Source organism: Microbacterium croceum, from assembly GCF_023091245.1.
GTDB lineage: Bacteria > Actinomycetota > Actinomycetes > Actinomycetales > Microbacteriaceae > Microbacterium > Microbacterium croceum.
Window position 1 is genome coordinate 1,789,451 of record NZ_JAHWXN010000001.1, and the last position, 20,516, is coordinate 1,809,966.

General features: G+C 69.3%; 21 protein-coding genes. 17 read left to right on the forward strand and 4 right to left on the reverse strand.

Features of this window, described 5'->3' with window-relative positions; genetic code table 11:
* Positions 1–10: 10 nt before the first annotated feature.
* Positions 11–2,707 carry a phosphoenolpyruvate carboxylase gene (locus KZC51_RS08420; protein ID WP_247629541.1) on the reverse strand — a complete coding sequence of 899 codons (2,697 nt, stop codon included), beginning with the start codon at positions 2,705–2,707 and terminating at the stop codon, positions 11–13.
* A 151-nt stretch (positions 2,708–2,858) separates the two neighbouring features.
* On the opposite strand from KZC51_RS08420, the gene KZC51_RS08425 reads away from it, so the two are divergent.
* The 4 genes from KZC51_RS08425 to KZC51_RS08440 all read left to right on the forward strand — a co-directional run bounded on the left by KZC51_RS08425 (position 2,859) and on the right by KZC51_RS08440 (position 7,152).
* Complete coding sequence (locus KZC51_RS08425) at positions 2,859–4,025, forward strand: Na+/H+ antiporter NhaA (protein ID WP_247629542.1); 1,167 nt, start codon at positions 2,859–2,861, stop codon at positions 4,023–4,025.
* 98 nt (positions 4,026–4,123) lie between these two features.
* Positions 4,124–4,729: a nucleoside triphosphate pyrophosphohydrolase gene (locus KZC51_RS08430; protein ID WP_247630617.1), complete on the forward strand. Its 606-nt coding sequence runs from the start codon at positions 4,124–4,126 to the stop codon at positions 4,727–4,729.
* Positions 4,730–4,799: 70 nt separating this feature from the next.
* The gene (locus tag KZC51_RS08435; RefSeq protein ID WP_247630618.1) at positions 4,800–6,068 is read left to right on the forward strand and encodes a histidine--tRNA ligase; all 1,269 of its coding nucleotides are present in this window, start codon (positions 4,800–4,802) and stop codon (positions 6,066–6,068) included.
* A gap of 259 nt (positions 6,069–6,327) precedes the next feature.
* Positions 6,328–7,152 (forward strand): SGNH/GDSL hydrolase family protein, encoded by an 825-nt coding sequence (locus KZC51_RS08440; protein WP_247629543.1) that lies wholly within the window; start codon positions 6,328–6,330, stop codon positions 7,150–7,152.
* On the opposite strand, the gene KZC51_RS08445 is transcribed toward KZC51_RS08440, so the two are convergent.
* Complete coding sequence (locus KZC51_RS08445; protein ID WP_247629544.1) at positions 7,106–7,648, reverse strand: VOC family protein; 543 nt, start codon at positions 7,646–7,648, stop codon at positions 7,106–7,108. The two genes, KZC51_RS08440 and KZC51_RS08445, sit on opposite strands and share 47 nt — an antisense overlap.
* Positions 7,649–7,756: 108 nt before the next feature.
* On the opposite strand from KZC51_RS08445, the gene KZC51_RS08450 reads away from it, so the two are divergent.
* Positions 7,757–8,536 (forward strand): AraC family transcriptional regulator, encoded by a 780-nt coding sequence (locus tag KZC51_RS08450; protein ID WP_247629545.1) that lies wholly within the window; start codon positions 7,757–7,759, stop codon positions 8,534–8,536.
* A gap of 1 nt (position 8,537) precedes the next feature.
* On the opposite strand, the gene KZC51_RS08455 is transcribed toward KZC51_RS08450, so the two are convergent.
* On the reverse strand, positions 8,538–9,773 hold the full coding sequence (locus KZC51_RS08455; RefSeq protein WP_247629546.1) for an APC family permease: 1,236 nt from the start codon (positions 9,771–9,773) through the stop codon (positions 8,538–8,540).
* Between the two features lie 59 nt (positions 9,774–9,832).
* On the opposite strand from KZC51_RS08455, the gene KZC51_RS08460 reads away from it, so the two are divergent.
* The 3 genes from KZC51_RS08460 to KZC51_RS08470 all read left to right on the forward strand — a co-directional run bounded on the left by KZC51_RS08460 (position 9,833) and on the right by KZC51_RS08470 (position 11,292).
* Positions 9,833–10,006: a hypothetical protein gene (locus tag KZC51_RS08460; protein ID WP_247629547.1), complete on the forward strand. Its 174-nt coding sequence runs from the start codon at positions 9,833–9,835 to the stop codon at positions 10,004–10,006.
* 432 nt (positions 10,007–10,438) lie between these two features.
* Positions 10,439–10,789: a hypothetical protein gene (locus KZC51_RS08465; RefSeq protein WP_247629548.1), complete on the forward strand. Its 351-nt coding sequence runs from the start codon at positions 10,439–10,441 to the stop codon at positions 10,787–10,789.
* Positions 10,786–11,292, forward strand: a complete 507-nt coding sequence (locus KZC51_RS08470; protein WP_247629549.1) for a hypothetical protein — start codon at positions 10,786–10,788, stop codon at positions 11,290–11,292. The genes KZC51_RS08465 and KZC51_RS08470 overlap by 4 nt, the downstream gene beginning before the upstream one ends.
* A gap of 33 nt (positions 11,293–11,325) precedes the next feature.
* On the opposite strand, the gene KZC51_RS08475 is transcribed toward KZC51_RS08470, so the two are convergent.
* Entirely contained in the window at positions 11,326–11,796 is a 471-nt protein-coding gene (locus tag KZC51_RS08475; RefSeq protein WP_247629550.1) for a PaaI family thioesterase, read from the reverse strand.
* Between the two features lie 100 nt (positions 11,797–11,896).
* Here KZC51_RS08475 and KZC51_RS08480 point away from each other — a divergent pair, with 100 nt between their 5' ends.
* The 9 genes from KZC51_RS08480 to KZC51_RS08520 all read left to right on the forward strand — a co-directional run bounded on the left by KZC51_RS08480 (position 11,897) and on the right by KZC51_RS08520 (position 20,395).
* Positions 11,897–12,247, forward strand: coding sequence for a GntR family transcriptional regulator (locus KZC51_RS08480; protein ID WP_247629551.1), 351 nt, complete (start codon positions 11,897–11,899; stop codon positions 12,245–12,247).
* Positions 12,244–13,269: a DUF1648 domain-containing protein gene (locus KZC51_RS08485; RefSeq protein WP_247629552.1), complete on the forward strand. Its 1,026-nt coding sequence runs from the start codon at positions 12,244–12,246 to the stop codon at positions 13,267–13,269. Before KZC51_RS08480 ends, KZC51_RS08485 begins: the two co-directional genes overlap by 4 nt.
* 3 nt (positions 13,270–13,272) lie before the next feature.
* Positions 13,273–14,226 carry a CPBP family intramembrane glutamic endopeptidase gene (locus tag KZC51_RS08490; protein ID WP_247629553.1) on the forward strand — a complete coding sequence of 318 codons (954 nt, stop codon included), beginning with the start codon at positions 13,273–13,275 and terminating at the stop codon, positions 14,224–14,226.
* A 55-nt stretch (positions 14,227–14,281) separates the two neighbouring features.
* A complete protein-coding gene (locus KZC51_RS08495; protein ID WP_247629554.1) occupies positions 14,282–14,941 on the forward strand; it encodes an O-methyltransferase in 660 nt (219 codons plus the stop codon).
* A gap of 156 nt (positions 14,942–15,097) precedes the next feature.
* Positions 15,098–16,378: a phosphopyruvate hydratase gene (eno, locus tag KZC51_RS08500; RefSeq protein WP_247629555.1), complete on the forward strand. Its 1,281-nt coding sequence runs from the start codon at positions 15,098–15,100 to the stop codon at positions 16,376–16,378.
* Between the two features lie 189 nt (positions 16,379–16,567).
* Complete coding sequence (locus tag KZC51_RS08505; protein ID WP_247629556.1) at positions 16,568–16,990, forward strand: FtsB family cell division protein; 423 nt, start codon at positions 16,568–16,570, stop codon at positions 16,988–16,990.
* 47 nt (positions 16,991–17,037) lie between these two features.
* Entirely contained in the window at positions 17,038–17,574 is a 537-nt protein-coding gene (locus KZC51_RS08510; RefSeq protein ID WP_247629557.1) for a DUF501 domain-containing protein, read from the forward strand.
* Positions 17,571–18,866: a S8 family peptidase gene (locus tag KZC51_RS08515; RefSeq protein ID WP_247629558.1), complete on the forward strand. Its 1,296-nt coding sequence runs from the start codon at positions 17,571–17,573 to the stop codon at positions 18,864–18,866. The genes KZC51_RS08510 and KZC51_RS08515 overlap by 4 nt, the downstream gene beginning before the upstream one ends.
* A 20-nt stretch (positions 18,867–18,886) precedes the next feature.
* On the forward strand, positions 18,887–20,395 hold the full coding sequence (locus KZC51_RS08520; RefSeq protein WP_247629559.1) for an NAD(P)/FAD-dependent oxidoreductase: 1,509 nt from the start codon (positions 18,887–18,889) through the stop codon (positions 20,393–20,395).
* Positions 20,396–20,516: the final 121 nt, after the last annotated feature.

The window sequence follows — 20,516 nt, forward strand, 5'->3', positions numbered from 1 at the left end:
CGGCCGGTTGTCACCCGGTGTTCTGCAGGCCGGCAGCGACTCCGCTGACCGAGAGCAACAGAAGCCGCTGTTGTTCGGCGTCCGCGCCGGAGCCGGTCGCTTCGGTGTCGCCGGCCGAGCGCAGGGCGCGAAGAGCGCGCAGCTGCAGAAGCGACAGGGCGTCGACGTAGGGGCTGCGCAACTGCACGGCCCGCTGGAGCACGGGCTTGTTGACCAGCAGTCCGTCACCACCGGTGAGCCTGATGACCCACTCGCGCGTCAGAGCGAGTTCGTCGAGCACCAGCGCGGCGAGGTCGTCGCGGTCGCCGAGCGCGAGGTACTGCCGGGCGATGCGCTCATCGGTCTTGGCGAGGCTCATCGCCACGTTGTCGATCATGGTGCGCAGCAGCGGCCACTCGCGGTACGCCTCGACGAGCAGCGCTTCGTCGCCGACGGCCTGGAGCGCAGTGCCCAGCCCGAACCAGCCGGCGAGGTTGATGCGTGCCTGAGTCCACGCGAACACCCATGGGATCGCCCGCAGATCCTCGAGCGATTCCACCGAGAGCCCACGGCGTGCGGGACGGGAGCCGAGAGCCAGCAGCCCGATCTCCTCGAGCGGGGTGACAGTGGCGAACCACGGAGCGAAGCCCTCTGCCTTCACGAGTGAGAAGAAGCGCTCACGCGATGCCGCATCCATGGTGGCCGCGACCTCGGCGTACCGGGCCGCTGCGCCGCTGGTGCGCGCCTCGACCGTCGGCGAGGAGGCCAGCAGCGTGGCGGCGGCGACCTGGTCGATGTGGCGCATCGCGATGGCGGGCTCGCCATAGCGCGCGAAGATGACCTCGCCCTGCTCGGTGAGCTTGAAGCGGCCGTCCACCGAGTGCGGGGGCTGCGCGAGGATCGCGGAGTTGGCCGGTCCGCCGCCGCGGCCCAGTGCGCCACCGCGGCCGTGGAACAGAGTGAGCTCGATGTCGGACTCCTGCGCCCACTGCGCGATCTTCTCCTGCGCTTCGTAGAGCGCGAGGTTCGCGGCGACGGGGCCGACGTCCTTCGACGAGTCGGAGTATCCGAGCATGACCTCCAGCTTGTTGCCGGTCTCGGCCATGCGCGCCCGGAACTCGGGGAAGGTCACGGCTTCGGCGAGGATCGCGGGCGCGGCCTGAAGGTCGGCGAAGGTCTCGAACAGGGGGACCACGTCGAGCACAGGGGCATCGTCACCGAGCGCGTGCTTCGCGAGCCGGTGCACATTCGCGAGGTCGGAGGCCGCCTGCGTGAACGAGACCACGTAGCGTCCGGCCGCACGCAGACCGCGGTCGCGCTGGATGTCGGCGATCACGCGGAAGACCTCCAGCACCTCCTCGGTCTGCGCACTGATCGCCGCTCCGGCCTCGAGCTCGGCGAGAGCCTTCGCGTGCACCTGGGAGTGCTGGCGCACTTCGAGCTCGGTCAGATGGAAGCCGTACGTCTCGACCTGCCAGATCAGATGCTGCACGCCGCCGAAGGCATGGCGCTTCGCACCCGCGGCGACGAGCGACGACTGCACGCTGCGCAGGTCGGCCAGAAGCTCCTCGGGGCCGGAGTAGCGCAGCTCGCCCTCTCCGATCCTGGTCGCGGCGATGCGGCGGGCGAGCACCAGGAGTGCACGGCGGTGCGGCTCGTCAGGGGAACGGGTGGCGAGCTCTCCGGCGATGCCGGGCTCCGCGGCGGCGAAGCGCTCCCACAGGGCGATCACCTCGGTGCTGGGAGGAGTGCCCTCGGCGTCCAGGGTCAGTGTGCGGCCGATGCGCTCGTGCGCGCGCTCGAGTCCGCGGAGCACGTGATCGGCCGCGATGTCCGACGCCTCACGCGTGACCGACGCGGTCACGAACGGGTTGCCGTCACGGTCGCCGCCGACCCAGGACCCGACGCGGACGAATGCCGGGACGATGGGTGCGCTGGATCCGGAGTCCTCGCCGCGGAGTGCGTCGTCGATGCGGCGGTACACATGCGGGACGGTGGTGAAGAGCGTCTCGTCGAAGACACCCATGACGGTGCGCACCTCATCCGTCGGAGAGGGCTTCTGGGAGCGCAGCGGGGCGGTACGCCACAGCGTGTCGATCTCCTCGAGCATGCGGCGCTGGGCGCGATGCGCTTCGGCTCCGCCGGCGCTCGCCGCGTCGTGCTGGGTCAGCAGGTCGGACAGGCGGCGGATGCTCGACGAGACTGCGCGACGCCGCGCCTCGGTGGGGTGCGCGGTGAAGACCGGGTGGAAGCGGAGACCCTCCAGCCGACGGAGGGCCTCGTCCTCTCCGACCTCGCTCTTCAGCCGCGCGTACGCGGTGGCGACCGTGTCTGCCGCATCCTCCCGGCCGGGCTGGCCCGCCCGCTCGCGCAGCACGCGCACCCTCTGGTGCTCCTCAGCGAGGTTCACCAGGTGGAAGTAGCAGGTGAAGGCACGGGCGACCTGGTCGGCCCGCGCGACCGTGAACGACTCCGCGATCGCGGCAGCGCGGTCGAAGGCGTCCGGAGTCTCCTCGTCGTAGGCCTGGATCGTCGCGAGTCGCAGGCGCTCGACGTCTTCGAACAGGTCGTCGCCGCCGGCTTCGCGCAGCACCTGTCCGAGCAGGACGCCGAGCATCCTGACGTCGTTGCGCATCGCATCGGGAATGCCGCGGCCGGCCTCGAAGCGGCCGATCACGCGGATGGCCTCGGTGTTCGTGGGCTCGGGGAAGGTGTGTTCGGGGGTCACGCTTCGAGCGTATCCCGGCTCGGAAGCGCGCATGACACGCATGACACGACGTGACAGCGTCTCGTCGACCCCGAAGGGTGCAGTGCGCGAATCGCCGTGACGTCGCGATGCTCTCCCGCGCGCCGACGCCGGCCGACCTAGCATGGAGACGATGCGCATCTCAGCGAACCCCCTCCGCGGGCAGCAGTTCCCCGCCGTCCTGCTGCTCCTGGCAGCGGGGGTCGGCCTGGTGCTCGCCAATCTGCCCACGCACGATGCGGTCGCCGCCGTCCTCGACTTCCACATCGCGGTGCCGGGTACCGGGCTCGACCTCTCGATCGCGCACTGGGTCTCCGACGGACTGCTCGCGGTGTTCTTCTTCGTGGTGGCGATCGAACTGCGCCACGAGCTGACGCATGGCGAGCTGGACTCGCCTCGCAAGGCGCTGCAGCCCGCCATCGCCGCGACCGGGGGCGTGCTGGTGCCGATCGCGGTCTATCTGCTGATCGCCGGTGGCGACGCGACCGTGCTCGGCTGGCCGATCCCCACCGCGACCGACATCGCGTTCGCGCTCGGCGTGCTGGCGATGTTCGGACGAGGACTCCCGTCTTCGGTCCGGGTGTTCCTGCTGGCGCTCGCGATCCTCGACGACATCATCGGCATCATCTTCATCGCGGTGCTCTTCGCGCACGACGTGCAGTGGCTGCTGCTGGCGATCGCCGTGGTGGCGGTGGCCGCGTTCGCCGTGCTGAGCCGGATCATCGCTGCGCGGGGCCGTCCGGTCCTCGTGGTCGCCATGATCATCATCGGCATCGTCGCCTGGGGGCTCGTCGCCGCATCCGGCATCCACGCCACGATCGCGGGTGTGCTGCTGGGGTTGGTGATGACGCCGGCCCCGGCGGAGCGCACGCGGCACGTGCTGGAGCCCCTGGTGAACGGGGCGATTCTGCCGGTGTTCGCGCTCGTGGCTGCATTCGTCGTGATCCCGGCGCTGTCTCCGGCTGAGCTGTCTCCGGCGTTCTGGGCCATCGTGGTCGCGCTCCCGGTGGGCAAGATCATCGGGATCACGATCTTCGGCTGGGTGGGGATGCGACTCCGGCCGAAGGGTTCAGCGCCCGCGCTGCCCTTCGGCGACCTGCTCGCGGCGGGAGCGCTGGGCGGCATCGGGTTCACGGTGTCGCTGCTCCTGGCCAACCTGGCGTTCGCATCGGACGCATCGATCCGCGACCAGGCGATCCTGGGTGTGCTGGTGGGTTCGCTCGTCGCGCTGGTCATCTCCGCGGTGCTGGTGTCGCTGCGGGCCCGTTCCTATCGACGTCTGGCGGGAGCGGTCTCATGACTGCGGCGTCAGAGCCGTCTCTCGAGCAAGGAGGATCCGTGTCGACGCAGGCGGAGAACGAACACGAGCATGATCCGCTCCGTGCGGCGGCCGAGACCATGCACGCCGTGCGCGAGAGGTGCGTGTGGTCGCAGCGCATCACGCACCGAGACCTGGTGCCGTATCTGATCGAGGAATCGCACGAGGTGATCGATGCGGTCGAGAGCGGAACGCGCGCCGATCTGCGGGAGGAGCTCGGCGATCTGCTCTGGCAGGTGCTGTTCCACGCGGCGATCGCCGCACAGGACCCGGACGATCCTTTCGACATCGACGACGTGGCCCGCACGCTGACCGAGAAGATGGTGCGCCGGCATCCGCACGTCTTCGCGGATGCCGTGGCGCGCACACCGGAAGAGGTGCTGGTGCACTGGAACGCCGCGAAAGCGGCGGAGAAGCGCACCAGGAGCAGCGTCCTCGACGGGGTGCCGCGGGGGATGCCGGCTCTTGCCCTCGCGCAGAAGCTCGTCGGGCGCGCCGCCGGTGTGGGCGTGGCGATGCCGGCGTCGACGACGGTGGCCGGGCCCGCCACCGAGGCCGAGCTCGGCGATGCCTTGCTCGCCCTGGTCGATCGCGCCCGCACGAACGGCTGGGACGCCGAGCGCGCCCTGCGCGAGCGGCTGCGCACCGTGGAGGCCGACGTGCGAGCGGTGGAGTCGAGCATCTGACCGCACGACACGGTGGCGTCGGCAGACCTGGGAAGATGGTTCTGTGGCTACTGTGAACCCGCCGCGCGGCATGCGCGACATCCTCCCCGCCGACAAGGCCCGCCGTGAGCGTGTGCTCTCCATCATCCGCGAGCGCTACCTCGCTCATGGATTCGATGAGATCGAGACCCCGGTCGTCGAGGAGTACAGCCGCCTGCACGCGGGGATCGGCGGAGACAACGAGAAGCTCGCCTACAACGTGCTGCGCCGAGGCCTCGACGCCGAGGCGATCCGCAACGCCGCCGATGATCCCGCGGCGCTCTCCGACCTCGGGCTGCGTTACGACCTGACCGTCCCGCTGGCCCGCTTCTACGCCAGCAACCGCGGTCAGCTGCCCGCCGTCTTCCGCTCGATCCAGATCGGGCCCGTGTGGCGTGCCGAGCGTCCGCAGAAGGGCCGCTACCGCCAGTTCGTGCAGTGCGACATCGACATCATGGGCGACGACTCCTCGCGCGCCGAGGCCGAACTCATGGTCGCGTCCCTCGACGCGGTCGATGCGCTCGGGCTCGACGGTGCGACCGTGCGGATCAACGACCGGCGTGTGCTGGACTGGATGCTCGACAGCTTCGGCTTCGCCGCAGAGGAGCGACCCGGCGTGCTCATCACGATCGACAAGCTCGACAAGATCGGGCCGGACGGTGTGGCGGCAGAACTGCGCGAGCGTGCCCTTCGTCAGGCTCAGGAACCGGATCTCCGGCCGGTCGACGCGTTCGAGGGCTTCCTCCGCCGCCCCCAGACCATGGAGTACCACCCGTTCGGGGAACGCCAGATCCGCACGGCACTGCCAGAGAACGCGCCGGACGAGATCGTCTCGCACCTGGTCGGCATCGGCGAGGCCGTCGCAGCGGGGCGCGGGCAGTCCGACATCCCGCTCGTCTTCGACCCGTTCCTCGTGCGCGGCATGGGGTACTACACCGGCACGATCTTCGAGCTCGCACACCCCTCCGTCGACTACTCGCTCGGTGGCGGCGGGCGCTACGACGGCATGATCGGTCGCTTCCTCGGCCAGCAGGTGCCCGCGGTCGGGTTCTCGCTCGGTTTCGAGCGTCTGGTCGACCTGGTCACCGCGGGGGCGGATGCCGAGGCGCAGGCGATCGTCCTGATCCACGATGCCGATGTGCCGGTCGCTGAGCTGCTGGCTCACAAGACTGCGCTGATCGGCACCGGCGCCCGGGTGCGACTGGAGCGTCGCACCAAGAACCTCAAGGCGCTGCTCGAGCGGGCATCCGCCGAGGGCTACACCGGTTTCGCGACGGTCAGCGCCGGCGCGGCCGACCTCGAGGTCAAGCCCTTGAGTTGACCGGGTCTCTGCTCGGTGCCGGCGCCCGGTCGTCGGCGCGCCCTGGCGCTGTGTCGGTGCGTGGTGCTTCGCGCCCCGTGCCCCGTGCCGAATGCAGGAGATCGTGCGACCTGCAGGATCATCTGACGGCGTTTCCTCCTGCATTCGGCGCTTTCTCTTGCAGGTCGCGCCGGATTTCGCGCGCCGGATGCCGGATGCCGGATGCCGAACGACGGATGCCGTTCACGGTGCGTTCACGCGGGCGCGGTCGAATCGGGGCATGGGTCGAACGCGCCTCGTGGTCACGGGAGCGGTGGTCGCGGTCTCCGGGCTGCTGCTCGGTGGGCGGACGCTGCTTGCGCGTCAGGCGGCGATCGCGCGCCGCAGGATCGGGAAGCCGCTCGGCGAGGACTCGCTCGACGCCGACCGGGTCTGGCGCCCCTCGTTCGAGGGGGAGCCGATCGAGCTGGTGCTGCTGGGCGATTCACTGGTCGCGGGGCTCGGCGCTGCGCGGCGCAAGGAGACGCTCGGAGGCCGCCTCGCCAAGGGGCTCGGCCGGCGGATGCACCGGCCGGTGCGGCTGCGCACTCTCGCGGTCGTCGGCTCGGAGTCGCCTGACCTCGACAACCAGATCGATGCGCTCGCCGCGGAGACGAAGGTGCACGTCGCAGTGATCGTCGTCGGCGGCAACGACGTGACGCACCGACTGCCCGTCGCGGTCTCGACGAGCCATCTGCACGCGGCGATCGCTCGGCTGCGGGAGCGCGGTGCGCAGGTCGTGGTCGGCACGTGCCCCGATCTGGGGGCGTTGCGGGCGGTGCCGCAGCCGCTGCGGCGGCTCGCATCGAGCATGTCGCGTCGTCTGGCAGCATCCCAGGCAGAGACGGCCCGGCAGGCCGGAGCCGCGCTCGTAGACCTGCGCCGCGCCGTCGGCCCGCTCTTCTTCGACGAACCGGAGGAGATGTTCAGCATGGACCGGTTCCACCCGAGTCCGCTCGGCTACCGGCGCACCGCCGAGGCACTGCTCCCGGCGGTGCACCGTGCCGCGGAGGCGGCGCTCAGCTCGTCGTTTCCGCCGGAGCCGCGTCCGTCGGAGCCGCGCTGAACGCTGCCGCCCACTCCGCGACGCGCCTCGCGCTCTCCTCGTCGGACAGGTCCTCCACTCGGGTCATGATCGACCAGCGCACCCCGAACGGGTCGCGGATGCTCGCGTAGCGGTCGCCCGACACGAAATGCGAGGGGGCCTCACGCACCGTGGCCCCGGCCTCGACGGCGCGTTCCACGACCGCATCGACGTCCGGCACGTACAGTCCCATCGAATAGCAGTCGTCGTCGCCCGCAGGGGAGGGGACGAGGTGGTACTCCGGATTCGGATCGCCGAGCTGCAGCATGCCGGTGCCGAAGTCGAGATCGGCATGGGCGACGACACCGCCGAACTCGGTGACATCCACGACGCGGGCGCCGAACACGTCGCGATAGAACTCGATGGCGCGCGCCGCATCGGGGATCGCGAGGAAGGGCGTCAGCGACGTCGCGCTGTGCGGACGCCCCGCGGTCGTGTGGGTGCCGGTGACGCCGGTGGTGGGGATCTCAGTGCTCATGAGCCCACGGTAGGACCGGGAGGATGCCGCGGGCTTGAAGATCCGCGACAGGCCTCACCCGCTGGTGAGGGGAGCGCGGATGTCCTCGGAGGACCCTACGCTGAGCGCATGGTGAACTCATCCGGCGGCGTGCTGTATCCGAAGCGCCTGCCGGAGTTCCACCGCCTTCCGGCGACCGGTGCTGCCGCGGAGCTCGTGGCGTGGTTCTGGATCCCGGAGTGGGATATCGAGCAGGGTGGCTTCTCGCGGCAGGAGATCGTCGGGTATCCCGCGCTCAATCTGGTGGTCGAGCACGAGGGAGTCGCGCTGTCGGGGCCGACGACCAGGGCGTCGCATCGCGATCTGCGCGGCCGCGGCTGGGCGGTGGGTGCACTCTTGCGGCCTGCGGCGGTGGCGGCCCTGACCGACGACCCCGCCGCGCTCGTCGACACCGCGCGCGCCCTGACGGAGCCGTCACTTCACGCCGAGATCGTTGCAGCGATGGCATCCGGTGCGGGGCATCGGGAGCGCGCCGTCGAGACGTTCTCGCGATGGCTCGTCGAGCGCGTCGGCCGTCTGGACGAGTCCGCCCGCCAGGCGAATGCACTCGTCGACGTCCTCGGGGGAGCGGAGGCCGCACTCACCCCCGTCGAGGCGGCGACACGGCTCGCCGTGTCGGTGCGCACGCTGCAGCGCATGGCTCATCGTTATGTGGGGGTCTCGCCGGCCGCGATGATCCGTCGCCGTCGTCTTCAGGAAGCGGCGCAGCTGGTGCGCGAGGATCCGCGGGCGGATCTGGCGGCGATCGCCGCCGAGCTCGGTTACGCCGATCATGCACACCTCACCCGTGACTTCCAGTCCGTGCTGGGTCTCGCGCCTCGCAGCTACCGAGCCGGACTGAGCGAGTAGGTCAGGTGCGCGGGCGCTGCACACGCATCCGCACCAGGCGATACACGACTCCGGCCACGATGACCCCGGTGCCCGCGAGCGAGGCGACGACGGGCAGCGTGTTCACCAGCAGCAGGCAGCCGAGCGCGCCGAGGACCTGCAGTGCGCGCGGGTACCGGCGGGCCGCACCCTCTTGCCGGAACGCCGCCGCGTTCGCGATCAGGTAGTACGTGAGCACGCCGAACGAGGAGAAGCCGATCGCTCCCCGCAGATCGGCCACCAGCACGATGGCGATCACGAGGAGGGCGATCGCGATCTCGGCTCGACGCGGCACCTGCCAGCGTTCGTCGACCTTCGCGAAGAAGGTCGGCACGTCACGCTCGCGTGACATGGCGAGGGTCGTCCGTCCGATGCCGGTGAGCAGAGCGAGCAACGCCCCGAGCGAGGCGGCAGCCGCCGCGATCCGCACGAGCGGCTCCAGTGGCGCCCATCCCACCGCCGCGACGACGTCGGCCAGCGGAGCCGTGCTCGTGGTTGCGCTCTCGCCGAGCACGGTCAGTACGGTGATCCCGACCAGCGTGTAGACGATCACGGCGCCGGCGAGGGCGAGGGTGATCGCCCGGGGGATGGTCCGCGCCGGATCGACCACCTCCTCGCCCATGGTGGCGATGCGGGCGTATCCGGCGAAGGCGAAGAACAGCAGACCGGCGCCCTGCAGCACGCCGTACGCCGTGGCGCTCTGCGGGCTGATCGGTGCCGCGGACGGGGATCCCGCGAGGCCGAACGCGACGACGACCGCGAGTCCGAGCAGTGAGCACGCCACGAGGATGCGGGTGAGCAGCGCCGTGCGGGTCACCCCGAAGCAGTTGACGGCGGCGAGGGCGGCGACGGCCAGCCCGGCCACGGCGGGCTGCCATCCGGACGGCGCGGCATAGGCGGCGAAGGTCATCGCCATGGCCGCGCAGCTCGCGATCTTGCCGACCACGAAGCTCCAGCCCGCGATGAACCCCCACCACGGTCCGATCTCCGCTCTGGCATAGGCGTAGGTGCCGCCGGCGACCGGATGCGCCGCCGCCAGCTGCGCCGATGCGGTGGCGTTGCAGTAGGCGACCACGGCGGCGATGGCGAGGGCGATCAGCACACCGCCGCCCGCGACGCCGATCGCCGGTGCCCACACCGAGAAGACTCCGGCGCCGATCATCGATCCGAGACCGATGGCCACGGCATCGCCGGTCTTCAGTCGTCGCGCGAGGGGCATCCCGCCATCGTGGCATGCGCCGGTGAACGGGAGGTGATCTTGTCGGCGGTGATGCCGGAGTGGATGCGCCCATCGGCCGATACGTGTTGAAGGCTGCGGTGGATCGGCAGGTCGAGGCGCTGCGTGAGGCCATACTCGCGCCTCAGGAGGCGAGCGCTGCGCTGAAGGCCACTCTTCCGAACATCACGGATCGGTATTCCGACCTCGATGTCGAGCTGACGGGCGAGGAGTAGCCGTGAGTCTCACTTCTCCGAACCGCGGATACCCGCTGGAGAGGATCGCGGGCGATGTGGGGACGATGTCACGTTGGGTGGACCAGTTCGAGCTCGTCGAGGCAGCGCACGCTCAGTGGGAGAAGCTGGGGCGGGCCGCCGACAGCGCCGGCCGTGGTGCGTTGGCGGCGTCGCGTCTCGATGACCGTGACGCACTTGAGAAGGCAGAAGACGAGGCGGCGGAATGGATTGGTGCGCGAGATCGATCCGAGCAGGCACTGAACGACCTGTGGGTCGAGTACGAGCGGCACTTCGAGGCATGGGATGAGGCGTACGATTCCGCAGTGCGGGCTCTGGTCCCGTCCGAGAGCGTGCCGGTGACACTCGAGGCGCGGGACTTCCTCGACGCACTCATGGCCGCCGATTCCCCACAGGCCGTACTACTACGACAAGGTGATCTCGCTGTCCGGGGCGGGGATGCCCGAGGCGTGGAAGCCTGGACGAGACACGACGTACATCGACTTCTCCTACAACGACATCCTGCAGTCCGGGCAGAACCTCGGAGTGGTGTGGGACGGGAACAACCCGCGGGAGCATCCGGCTTTCGACCACGGCGACTACTACGAAGGACCGCATGACGATGAACTGGCAGACACGGCCGTCGTCCCATCGAGCGGGCAACCGGCGGTGTATGTCCCGCTTGATGGCATCGGGGTGCTGATGGACAATCACAACCTGATCACCACCAACAGCGACGACAATGATGAAGCCTTGAGAGACATCGAGAGGAAGGTCTTGGAATGATTCGAAGAGTCGCGTACTTCGGAGTTCTGGCCGGATTGGTGGTGGCTGTGTGCGTTGGCTGTGACTCAGCGGAAAGAGGCGAGAAGGTGGATGAATCGCTTACGTGGGAAGACGCCAAGGCGACGACGCAAGATGTGATGAAGGAGATCGCGGATCTCGTGCCTGCCGACGTGGTCGTCGGGGTTGAGCACCAGGAGTCAGGACGCCTGTTCTCCTGCGATCCTGTCGGACACCGTTGGAAGGGGGTCGCGACTGTCACTATTCAGCCGGGCACGGATATCGATGCGGTGGTCCGGGAGATCGAACAGGCCTTCAATGACGACTCGCGATTCGAGATGAGCTCCAGGACTGACGGCGGCGGAGCCTACGAACTGCACCTCACCTCGTCTGAGTCGGCAGAGGGATATCTCGTCGGCGAACTGGGCGAAGAGACGATCCAGATCGATGGGGGTTCCGCGTGCTTCGTGCTTCCCGACGATGTCTACCCCGGTGGCAAGTTCTGACGACCGTCTCGGCGGTTCCTCGGTGTCGAGCGGTCAGCGTCGAGAAGCCGTGACGCGCTTCTTCTCGCGGATGTAGACCTCGCGGCGCACCCTCGCGACGATGTCGCCGTCGCGGTCGGTGATCACGGTCTCGAACCATTCGAGCACCTTGGCGCCGCCGTGAGCCCGTTCGCGGATCTCCTCGGCTCTCTCCTTCGAGACGGCGAACTCCGCCGTGAGCACTCCACGTCCCGGCTTGAGGAACTCGATCTCCCCGCGCGTGTCCCACACCATGTAGTCGCGCCCGAGCTGGTGCATCACCAGCATGAAGAAGTACGGGTCGGTCATGGCCGACATCGACCCGCCGAATGCGGTCTTGACGTAGTTGCGCGTGAACACGTTCACGTGCAGCTCCACTGTCGCGTGCGTCCAGTCCTCGCTGAAACGGCGGATGCGGATTCCGCTGAACAGGTTCGGGATCCACAGGCTCATGCCGACGGCGAGACGGCGGGGTGTGATGCGCATGGCGTCAGTGTGGCCCAACAGGTCGTCGCGGTGCAGTCGAGTGGAGGGTTGCCACAATTGTTCTAGTTTCACTAGAATTAAGCCAATTAGTGGAGGACCGATGCTGATCAAGGTCGACATGAGCAGCGGGGCCCCGCTCTACGAGCAGGTCGCGGCATCCGTGCGGGCCGACATCGTCGCCGGCCGCGTGTCGCCCGGCGATCGTCTGCCGTCCGCACGTGAACTCGCCGACGCCCTGGAGATCAACCTGCACACGGTGCTCCGCGCCTACCAGCAGCTCCGCGACGAGGGCCTGATCGACCTGCGCCGCGGTCGCGGTGCCGTGATCTCCGGATCGGCCGCCCCCCTGGCGGAGCTGTCGCAGGACATCTCCGCGCTGGTCGCACGCGCCGCCGCCCTCGGACTTTCCCCCGCCACTCTCGCCGCCTTGATCAAGGAGACATCCGCATGAACGCCGACATCCGCCGTGCCCGTCGCGCCTTCTGGTGGGTGGGGGTGATGATCCCTTCCGCCATGATCACGCTGTCGGCCATCGTCGTTCTGGTCTGGTTGCCGGAGATCCCTGATCCATCGGCCATCCACTGGGGCAGCGACGGCGTGGACGGCTACGGTCCCCGCTGGATCCACCTGGTCATCCTCATCGGCATCGGTGGCGGAATGCTCGCCCTGTTCGCTCTCATCGCCCTGCTCGCGCACAAGATGCCGAGGGGCGGCGGAGAGCCGACGCCGGACGGTCCGCAGTGGTCGGCGACAGCGCGCTTCCTCGGAGCGGCGAACCTCGCCTCCGCCGGCTTGATGTCACTCGTGGCACTCTTCTCGGTCGGCGTGCAGCGGGGGCTCGCGGATGCTGCCGACGCTCCCGACATCACCCCCTGGGTCTTCGCCGGCTTCGCCGTCATGCTCTGCCTGGGGGTCCTGGGATGGTTCCTCCAGCCGCCGTTCGCTCCGTCCGCGGGTCCGTCCGATGCTCCGGCGACGCCCATCCCGTTGGCGGATCATGAGCGCGCGGTGTGGATCGAGACGGTGACGATCGCGCGTTCCGGTCAGATCGTCCTGGGCGTCGGCGTCTTCATCAGCATCGCCATGGCCGTGCTGCTGCTTGCGCAGGGTGTCGCCGCCTGGTGGATCACCGCAGCTGTCGCCCTGTTCCTGGTCGGCGCGGTCGCGACCTCGCTGTCGTTCCGGGTGCAGGCGAGCGCCGCCGGGCTCCAGGTTCGCTCGACCGTGGGCTGGCCGAGGATCGTCATTCCCGCGGACCGGATCGTGAGCGTTCGCGCAATCGAGGTCGATCCCTTCGCCGAGTTCGGCGGCTGGGGATACCGCATCGGCACCGACGGTCGCCGCGGTGTCGTGTTGAGAAAGGGCCCAGGACTCGAGGTGACCCGCGCAGACGGACGCCGCTTCGTCGTGACGGTCGACGATGCACGGACAGGGGCGGCGGTCCTCGCGACCGCGTCTCGGAAGGACGGCTGACCCATGACCGATTCCCTCGAGAACACCGTTCGCCGTGTGCCCTGGTTCGCGGTGGTCGCGTTCGTCGTGCTCGCATGCGGATTGGCCTGGCTCGTCGCCCTTCCGTTCTGGCTCGGACACGGCCTGTCCGAGCCTCTCACGCCTGTGCTGCTTCCGGTCATGATGTGGACTCCGGCGGTCGCCGCGCTCATCGTCACCTTCGCGCTGCGGGTTCCCGCACGGGGCGCGCGTGCACGGTTCCTCGGAGTCTGGCCTCTGCGTCCCGCGAAGCGCGTGATCTGGATGCTCCTGCTCGCCTGGCTCGTGCCACCGCTGCTGGTCGGCGTGAGCATCCTCGTGGCTGCCGCACTCGGCTTCGTGACGCTCGATCCCACATTCGCGGGCCTGTCCGCGCAGCTCGCGAAGGCGCTGCCCGAGGGGACGACGATGCCGCCCATCGCGGTCGTCGTGGTCGCCCAGCTCGCGATCATCCCTGTCGGGGCGCTCTTCAACGGCATCTTCGCCTTCGGTGAGGAACTCGGCTGGCGGGGGTGGCTCGTTCCGGCATTGCGTCCGCTCGGCACCTGGCCCGCGCTGCTCCTCAGCGGGGTGATCTGGGGCGTCTGGCACAGCCCGGTGATCCTCCTGGGGTACAACTTCGGCCGCACCGACATCACCGGCGTGCTCTTCATGATCGGCGGCTGCGTGGCGTGGGGCATCCTGTTCGGCTGGCTGCGTCTGCGCTCGGCCTCGGTCTGGCCCGCAGTCATCGCCCACGGCTCGCTCAACGCGGCAGGCGGGCTCGTTCTGGTCTTCGCCGCGTCGCAGCCCGACATGGCGCTGGCGGGGCCGCTCGGAGTCGCCGCGTGGATCGTGATCGCCGTCGTGGTGCTGGTGCTGGTGGTGACCGGGCAGTTCCGCCCGCAGCCCGAATTGGCTGGTACCCGGGGTCGCCTGCTCTCACCTCCGCGCTCCTGACGGCGTCGACGGGACGGGCCTTGACGCTCCTCTCGTCGCGGGGTTTGCTGGGCTGATGGAACCCACCGCTGATGCCTGGTCCCTTACCGACGCCTACCTCGCCGAAGTCCTGGTCGGCCACGATCCTGCCCTGGAGGCCGCGCTCGCCGCGCAGCGCAACGCCGGGATGCCCGCCATCGAGGTCGCACCCGTCGCGGGAAAGCTGCTGAACCTGCTCGCGCGCATCAGTGGCGCGCGCCGCGTGCTCGAGATCGGCACGCTCGGCGGCTACTCCACGATTTGGCTCGCCCGCGCCGTGGGCCCGGAGGGGAGCGTCGTCACGGTCGAGGCGGAAGCGGCCAACGCCGCCGTCGCGCGGGCCAGCATCGATGCGGCAGGGGTCGGCGACCACGTCGACATCCGCATCGGACGGGCAGTCGACGTGCTGCCCACCCTGGTCGGCGGGTTCGACCTGGTCTTCATCGACGCCGACAAGGAGTCCAACACGATCTACCTCGACTGGGCCGCGAAGCTCGGACACCCCGGCACCGTGGTCGTGCTCGACAACATCGGCAGGGAAGGCGAGATCGTGCGCGACGACTCCGATGACGCGAAGGTGATCGGCACGAGGGACGGACTGCGAATGCTGGGGGAGGACCCGCGCTTCGACGCGACCGCCCTGCAGACCGTGGGCATCAAAGGGTGGGATGGCGTCGCGCTCGCCGTCGTCCTCTGAGCATCGATCCCGTCTCGCGGCGGCTACTCGATCCCCGCGCCGCGGTGGGGCCCTGTCTCCCAGGGAAGGTCCCTGAGCCCGTCGAAGGGTCGGGCTAGACTGGGCGCGGATCGACGACGCTCCACACAACGTTTTCCCTGAGCAAGGAGCACATCAGTGGCACTGATCGAGGCTGTAGGCGCACGCGAGATTCTGGACTCGCGCGGTAACCCGACCGTTGAGGTGGAGGTGCTCCTCGACGACGGCATCGTCCAGCGGGCGGCCGTCCCGTCCGGCGCGTCCACGGGCGCGTTCGAGGCGTACGAGCTGCGTGACGGCGACAAGGGCCGTTATGGCGGCAAGGGCGTGCTCAAGGCCGTCGAGGCCGTCATCGACGAGCTCGGCCCGGCACTCGAGGGCGTGGAGGCGAGCGAGCAGCGCATCGTCGACGAGATCCTCAACGAGGTCGACGGCACCGAGAACAAGAAGCGCGTCGGCGCCAACGCGATCCTCGGGGTGAGCCTGGCGGTCGCCAAGGCCGCCGCCGACTCGGCCGATCTGCCCCTGTTCCGTTACCTCGGTGGACCGAACGCGCACGTGCTGCCCGTTCCGCTGTTCAACGTCATCAACGGCGGAGAGCACGCCGACAACGGTATCGACATGCAGGAGTTCTTCCTCGCCCCGATCGGCGCGGACACCTACTCCGAGGCACTGCGCTGGGGCGTCGAGACGTACCACGTGCTGCGCGCCGAGCTCAAGGCCGCCGGCTACGCGACCGGCCTCGGCGACGAGGGCGGTTTCGCCCCCGACCTGCCCAGCAACCGCGAGGGCCTCGACTTCCTCGTCAAGGCGATCGAGAAGGCCGGCTTCACGCCCGGCACCGACATCGCGCTCGGCCTCGACGTCGCCGCCACCGAGTTCTTCAAGGACGGCGTCTACCGCCTCGACAACAAGGATTGGGACGCGGCGGCGCTCACCGAGTACTACGTCGGCCTGGTGAACGACTTCCCGATCGTCACGATCGAGGACGCCCTGGCCGAGGACGACTGGGACAGCTGGAAGATGCTCACCGACGCGCTGGGCTCCAAGGTGCAGCTGGTGGGTGACGACCTGTTCGTCACCAACCCGCAGCGTCTCGCCGACGGCATCAAGCGCGGCGTGGCCAACTCGCTCCTGGTGAAGGTCAACCAGATCGGCACCCTGACCGAGACGTTCGACGCGGTCAGCCTTGCTCAGCGTTCGGGCTACACGGCGATGCTCTCGCACCGTTCGGGCGAGACCGAGGACACCACCATCGCCGACCTGGCCGTCGCGACCAACGCGGGTCAGATCAAGGCGGGTGCTCCTGCGCGCAGCGAGCGTGTCGCGAAGTACAACCAGCTCCTGCGCATCGAGGAAGAACTCGGCGACGCCGCGGTCTTCGCCGGTCGTTCGGCGTTCCCGCGCGCCAAGGCCTGAGCGCAGCTGACACTGGAGCAGCCGCGTAGCGGCAAGATGAAGCCGCCATCGTAGCGGCATGACGAAGGAGGGGCCGTGGCACGACGACCGGCTCCTCCTTCGGCGTCTCCGGCGAAGGCTCCGACGGCATCCTCGTCAGCCCGGAAGCCCCGGACACGGACCGCAACAGCAGAGCCCCCTCGTGTCGACGTGCGCGAGTGGGCGTCCGGTATCCGCCTCTCGGCGTTCTCGGTCATCATGCTCTCGCTGGTCGTTCTGGGCGCCTGGGTGCTCGTGCCGACGCTGGGCACGTTCATCGACCAGCGGCAGAAGATCGCGGCCCTCGAGGCGTCCGTCCACGTGAGCGAGCAACAGATCGCCGCTCTCGTGCACGAGCGCGAGCGGTGGCAAGACCCCGCGTACATCACCACCCAGGCGCGTGAACGCCTGTACTACGTCAAGCCCGGCGAGGTCGTGTATCTCATCGACAATGACCTCGACCCCGCGGCATTGCCCCGTGAACAGGACCCGGTGAGCGACACCCTCGAGGAGAAGCCCTCCGACTGGATGCCGCAGCTGTTGCGAACCCTCACCTCTGCGGGGCTCAGCGACACCGCCGCGGTCGCGCGCTGACCGCGGCCTCGGAGCATCCTCCCGGCAGCCTCCCCTACGCTGGAGGGGTGACCACGCCGCCTTTCCCTGCCCCGACCTCCGCCGAGCTCGCCGTCGTATCCGCTCAGCTCGGACGCTTGGCCCGGGGTGTCGTCGGCATCGCCGCGCGGTGTGTGTGCGGCAACCCGACCGTGGTCGCGACGACCCCGCGCCTGCCGGACGGCACGCCGTTCCCCACGTTCTATTACCTGACCCACCCGGCGGCGACCGCCGCGATGTCGACGCTCGAGGCCACCCAGGTCATGCCGGAGCTCTCCGCGCTGCTGGCCGATGACGAGTCGGTCGCGGCGGCATACCTCGCGGCGCACCAGGCCTACCTCGCCGATCGTGCGCAGTTCGGCGAGGTCCCCGAGATCGACGGCATCTCCGCCGGCGGCATGCCGACCCGCGTGAAGTGCCTGCATGCACTCGCCGGCCACGCGCTCGCTGCGGGCCCCGGTGTGAACCCGATCGGCGATGAGGCGCTCGCGCGCTCGTCCTGGTCGCCGGAACGGTGCCGTTGCGACGACCCCGGTGCCGCTACGCGCGACGAGCCGGACGCATGATCCGGCGGCGGATGCTGCGCAGCGTCGTCGCCATCGCGGCGGTGACGGCATCCGTGATGCTGCTCGGGGCGACGGCGACGCCGGGGCCGGTCCCGGATGACCCGAGCGACCCGGTGCGCGCCTCGGAGTACTGGCTCGACGGTGCCCGCATCCGTGAGGCGTGGCAGACGACCCGCGGCGACGGCGTCACGATCGCCGTGATCGACACCGGTATCGGCATCGTGCCGGCGACCTTCGGCGACGCGGTCATCGGTGGGACCGACGTCTCCGGCACCGGAACCCCGGACGGTCGCACCCCTCTCGGCGCGATCGACGGCAACCACGGCTCCTGGGTGGCCTCGCTCGCTGCCGGACGCGGCGCTCCCGACGGCACCGGCATGATCGGAGTCGCTCCGGAGGCGAACCTCCTCTCGATCTCCGTCGGCTTCGGAGCGGCCGCCGCCGTTCCGTTCACGGAGCAGGTCGCGAAGGGTATGAGGTGGGCCGTCGACAACGGCGCCGACATCATCAACCTCTCCTTCACCACCAACACGCTCGACTGGGATGAGAGCTGGGACGACGCGTTCCTCTACGCCTTCGAGCACGACGTCGTGGTGGTCGTCGCGGCCGGCAACCGGGGGAGCGGCACGAGTATCATCGGAGCCCCCGCGACGATTCCCGGCGTTCTCACCGTCGGCGGCGTCGACCAGACCGGAACCGCGAGCGTGGAGGCGTCGACCCAGGGCATCACGATCGGGATCTCCGCGCCCAGCGAAGGACTGCTGGGAGTGTCGGCAGACGGCAAGCTGGCCTCGTGGAGCGGCACCAGCGGTGCGGCACCGATCGTCGCGGGTATCGCGGCCCTCATCCGCTCCGCGCACCCCGACATCAAGGCCATCGACGTCATCAACCGCATCATCAAGACGGCCATCCCGGTGGACGGCGCCGAGAAGCCCAGCGATCCGCTCTACGGTTACGGGCTGGTCGATGCCGCCGCCGCGATCGATGCGGACCTTCCCGCCGTCGACAAGAACCCGATGGGCGACCTCGCCGAATGGGTGCGCCTGTTCCGTCGCGCAGAGGCCGAACCGCAGACCGAAGCGCCCATCACGCCGGTGGAGATCCCGCCGCTGCCGGACGCCGACGCGCCGACCGAACCCGGTTCACCGCTGCTTCCCAGTGCTGATTCACTGCGCTACGGTACCCTGCCGCTCGTCGCGCTCACAGTCCCTGGTATCCTGATAGCGCTTGGCGTCACCGCTGCTGCCCGGCGCATCCGATCGGCGCGCTCTCTTCGTGCGCCAAAACCCTGACTCCAAGGAGTTGTCCCCCTGTGCCCAAGATTCTGATTGTCGGTGGCGGCTACGCCGGTTTCTACACCGCATGGAAGCTCGAGAAGCACCTCCGCAAGGGTGAGGCCGAGGTCACCATGGTGGACCCGCTGCCGTACATGACGTACCAGCCCTTCCTTCCCGAGGTCGCCGCCGGCTCGATCGAGGCTCGCCACTCCGTGGTCGCCCACCGTCGTCACCTCACGCGCACCAACGTGCTCACGGCGAAGGTGACCAACATCAACCACGCCGAGAAGACGGCGACGATCACGCCGCCTGTGGGCGATCCGTACGAGTTCGCGTACGACCAGATCGTCGTGACCGCCGGTGCCGTCTCGCGCACGTTCCCGATCCCGGGCATCGCCGACAACGCGATCGGTCTGAAGACGATCGAAGAAGCCGTCGCGATCCGCGACCGCGTCATGTCGAACTTCGACAAGGCCGCCTCGCTGCCCGCCGGTCCGGAGCGCGACCGCCTGCTCACGGTCGTCGTCGTCGGTGGTGGCTTCGCCGGCATCGAGGTGTTCGCCGAGCTCCGCTCGCTGGCCTCCTCGCTGGTGGGCAAGTACCCGCAGCTGCGCTTCGAGGACACGCACTTCCACCTCATCGAGGCGATGGGCCGCATCATGCCCGAGGTCTCGCTGCAGACGAGCGAGTGGGTGCTCAAGGACCTCGCCAAGCGCGGTGCCAACGTGCACCTTGACACGCAGCTCACCAGTGCGGTCGACGGCAACGTCGAGCTCTCCACGGGCGAGGTCATCCCGACCGACGTCATCGTCTGGACCGCTGGTGTCATGGCCAACCCGACCGTCGTCCGCGGCGGAGACCTTCCGGTCGAGGAGCGCGGTCGCATCCAGACCCGCGCCGACCTGCGCGTCGGAACCCCGGAGGCTTTCGTCGAGGGCGCCTGGGCCGCCGGTGACGTGTCGGCCGTTCCCGACCTGTCCGGTGGCGGCGTCGGCGGCTTCTGCGTGCCGAACGCCCAGCACGCCGTGCGTCAGGCGAAGCTGCTCGCGAAGAACCTCGTCGCCGTGCTCCGTGGAGAGGACCCCAAGGAGTACGTCCACAAGAACCTGGGTGCCGTCGCCGGTCTCGGCCTCTACAACGGTGTCTTCCAGTCCGGCAAGATCGCCCTCAAGGGCTTCGTCGCCTGGGTCGCGCACCGTGGCTACCACGGCCTCGCGATGCCCACGTGGGAGCGCAAGTTCCGCGTGATCTGGGGCTGGTGGAACAACCTGTGGCTCGGCCGCGACCTCGTGAACCTCGAGACCGTGCAGAACCCGCGCTACGTGTTCGAGGAGTTCGCCGCCCGTCCGCGTCCGGCTGCCGATGCTGCTCCGGCCGCCGCGAAGGCTCCGGCTGCGAAGAAGGCTCCTGCGGCCAAGGCGTCTGCTGCCGACAAGGCTGCCGCCGACACGGCCGAGGTCGCGGAGAAGGCACCGGCCAAGAAGGCTCCGGCGAAGAAGGCTCCTGCCAAGAAGCCCGTCGCCGAGAAGGCTGCCGCCAAGTAGTCCGCAGCGTCTCACATCGAAAGGCCCTCCCCGCGCGGGGAGGGCCTTTCGCGTTTCCGCGCGCTCGCGGTGCCCCTGCCGTCGTCCTGACGGGGTGGCTCCCGCCGGTCCGCTTCGCCCC

Excerpts from the sequence above, each read along its gene's own strand:
- KZC51_RS08435 (WP_247630618.1), top strand. The coding sequence starts at position 4,800 with ATGCGCGACATCCTCCCCGCCGACAAGGCCCGCCGTGAGCGTGTGCTC.
- KZC51_RS08450 (WP_247629545.1), top strand. The coding sequence starts at position 7,757 with ATGGTGAACTCATCCGGCGGCGTGCTGTATCCGAAGCGCCTGCCGGAG.
- KZC51_RS08485 (WP_247629552.1), top strand. The coding sequence starts at position 12,244 with ATGAACGCCGACATCCGCCGTGCCCGTCGCGCCTTCTGGTGGGTGGGG.
- KZC51_RS08430 (WP_247630617.1), top strand. The coding sequence starts at position 4,124 with ATGCACGCCGTGCGCGAGAGGTGCGTGTGGTCGCAGCGCATCACGCAC.
- KZC51_RS08425 (WP_247629542.1), top strand. The coding sequence starts at position 2,859 with ATGCGCATCTCAGCGAACCCCCTCCGCGGGCAGCAGTTCCCCGCCGTC.
- KZC51_RS08470 (WP_247629549.1), top strand. The coding sequence starts at position 10,786 with ATGATTCGAAGAGTCGCGTACTTCGGAGTTCTGGCCGGATTGGTGGTG.
- KZC51_RS08445 (WP_247629544.1), bottom strand. The coding sequence starts at position 7,648 with ATGAGCACTGAGATCCCCACCACCGGCGTCACCGGCACCCACACGACC.
- KZC51_RS08495 (WP_247629554.1), top strand. The coding sequence starts at position 14,282 with ATGGAACCCACCGCTGATGCCTGGTCCCTTACCGACGCCTACCTCGCC.
- KZC51_RS08490 (WP_247629553.1), top strand. The coding sequence starts at position 13,273 with ATGACCGATTCCCTCGAGAACACCGTTCGCCGTGTGCCCTGGTTCGCG.
- KZC51_RS08475 (WP_247629550.1), bottom strand. The coding sequence starts at position 11,796 with ATGCGCATCACACCCCGCCGTCTCGCCGTCGGCATGAGCCTGTGGATC.
- KZC51_RS08455 (WP_247629546.1), bottom strand. The coding sequence starts at position 9,773 with ATGCCCCTCGCGCGACGACTGAAGACCGGCGATGCCGTGGCCATCGGT.
- KZC51_RS08515 (WP_247629558.1), top strand. The coding sequence starts at position 17,571 with ATGATCCGGCGGCGGATGCTGCGCAGCGTCGTCGCCATCGCGGCGGTG.
- KZC51_RS08440 (WP_247629543.1), top strand. The coding sequence starts at position 6,328 with ATGGGTCGAACGCGCCTCGTGGTCACGGGAGCGGTGGTCGCGGTCTCC.
- KZC51_RS08480 (WP_247629551.1), top strand. The coding sequence starts at position 11,897 with ATGCTGATCAAGGTCGACATGAGCAGCGGGGCCCCGCTCTACGAGCAG.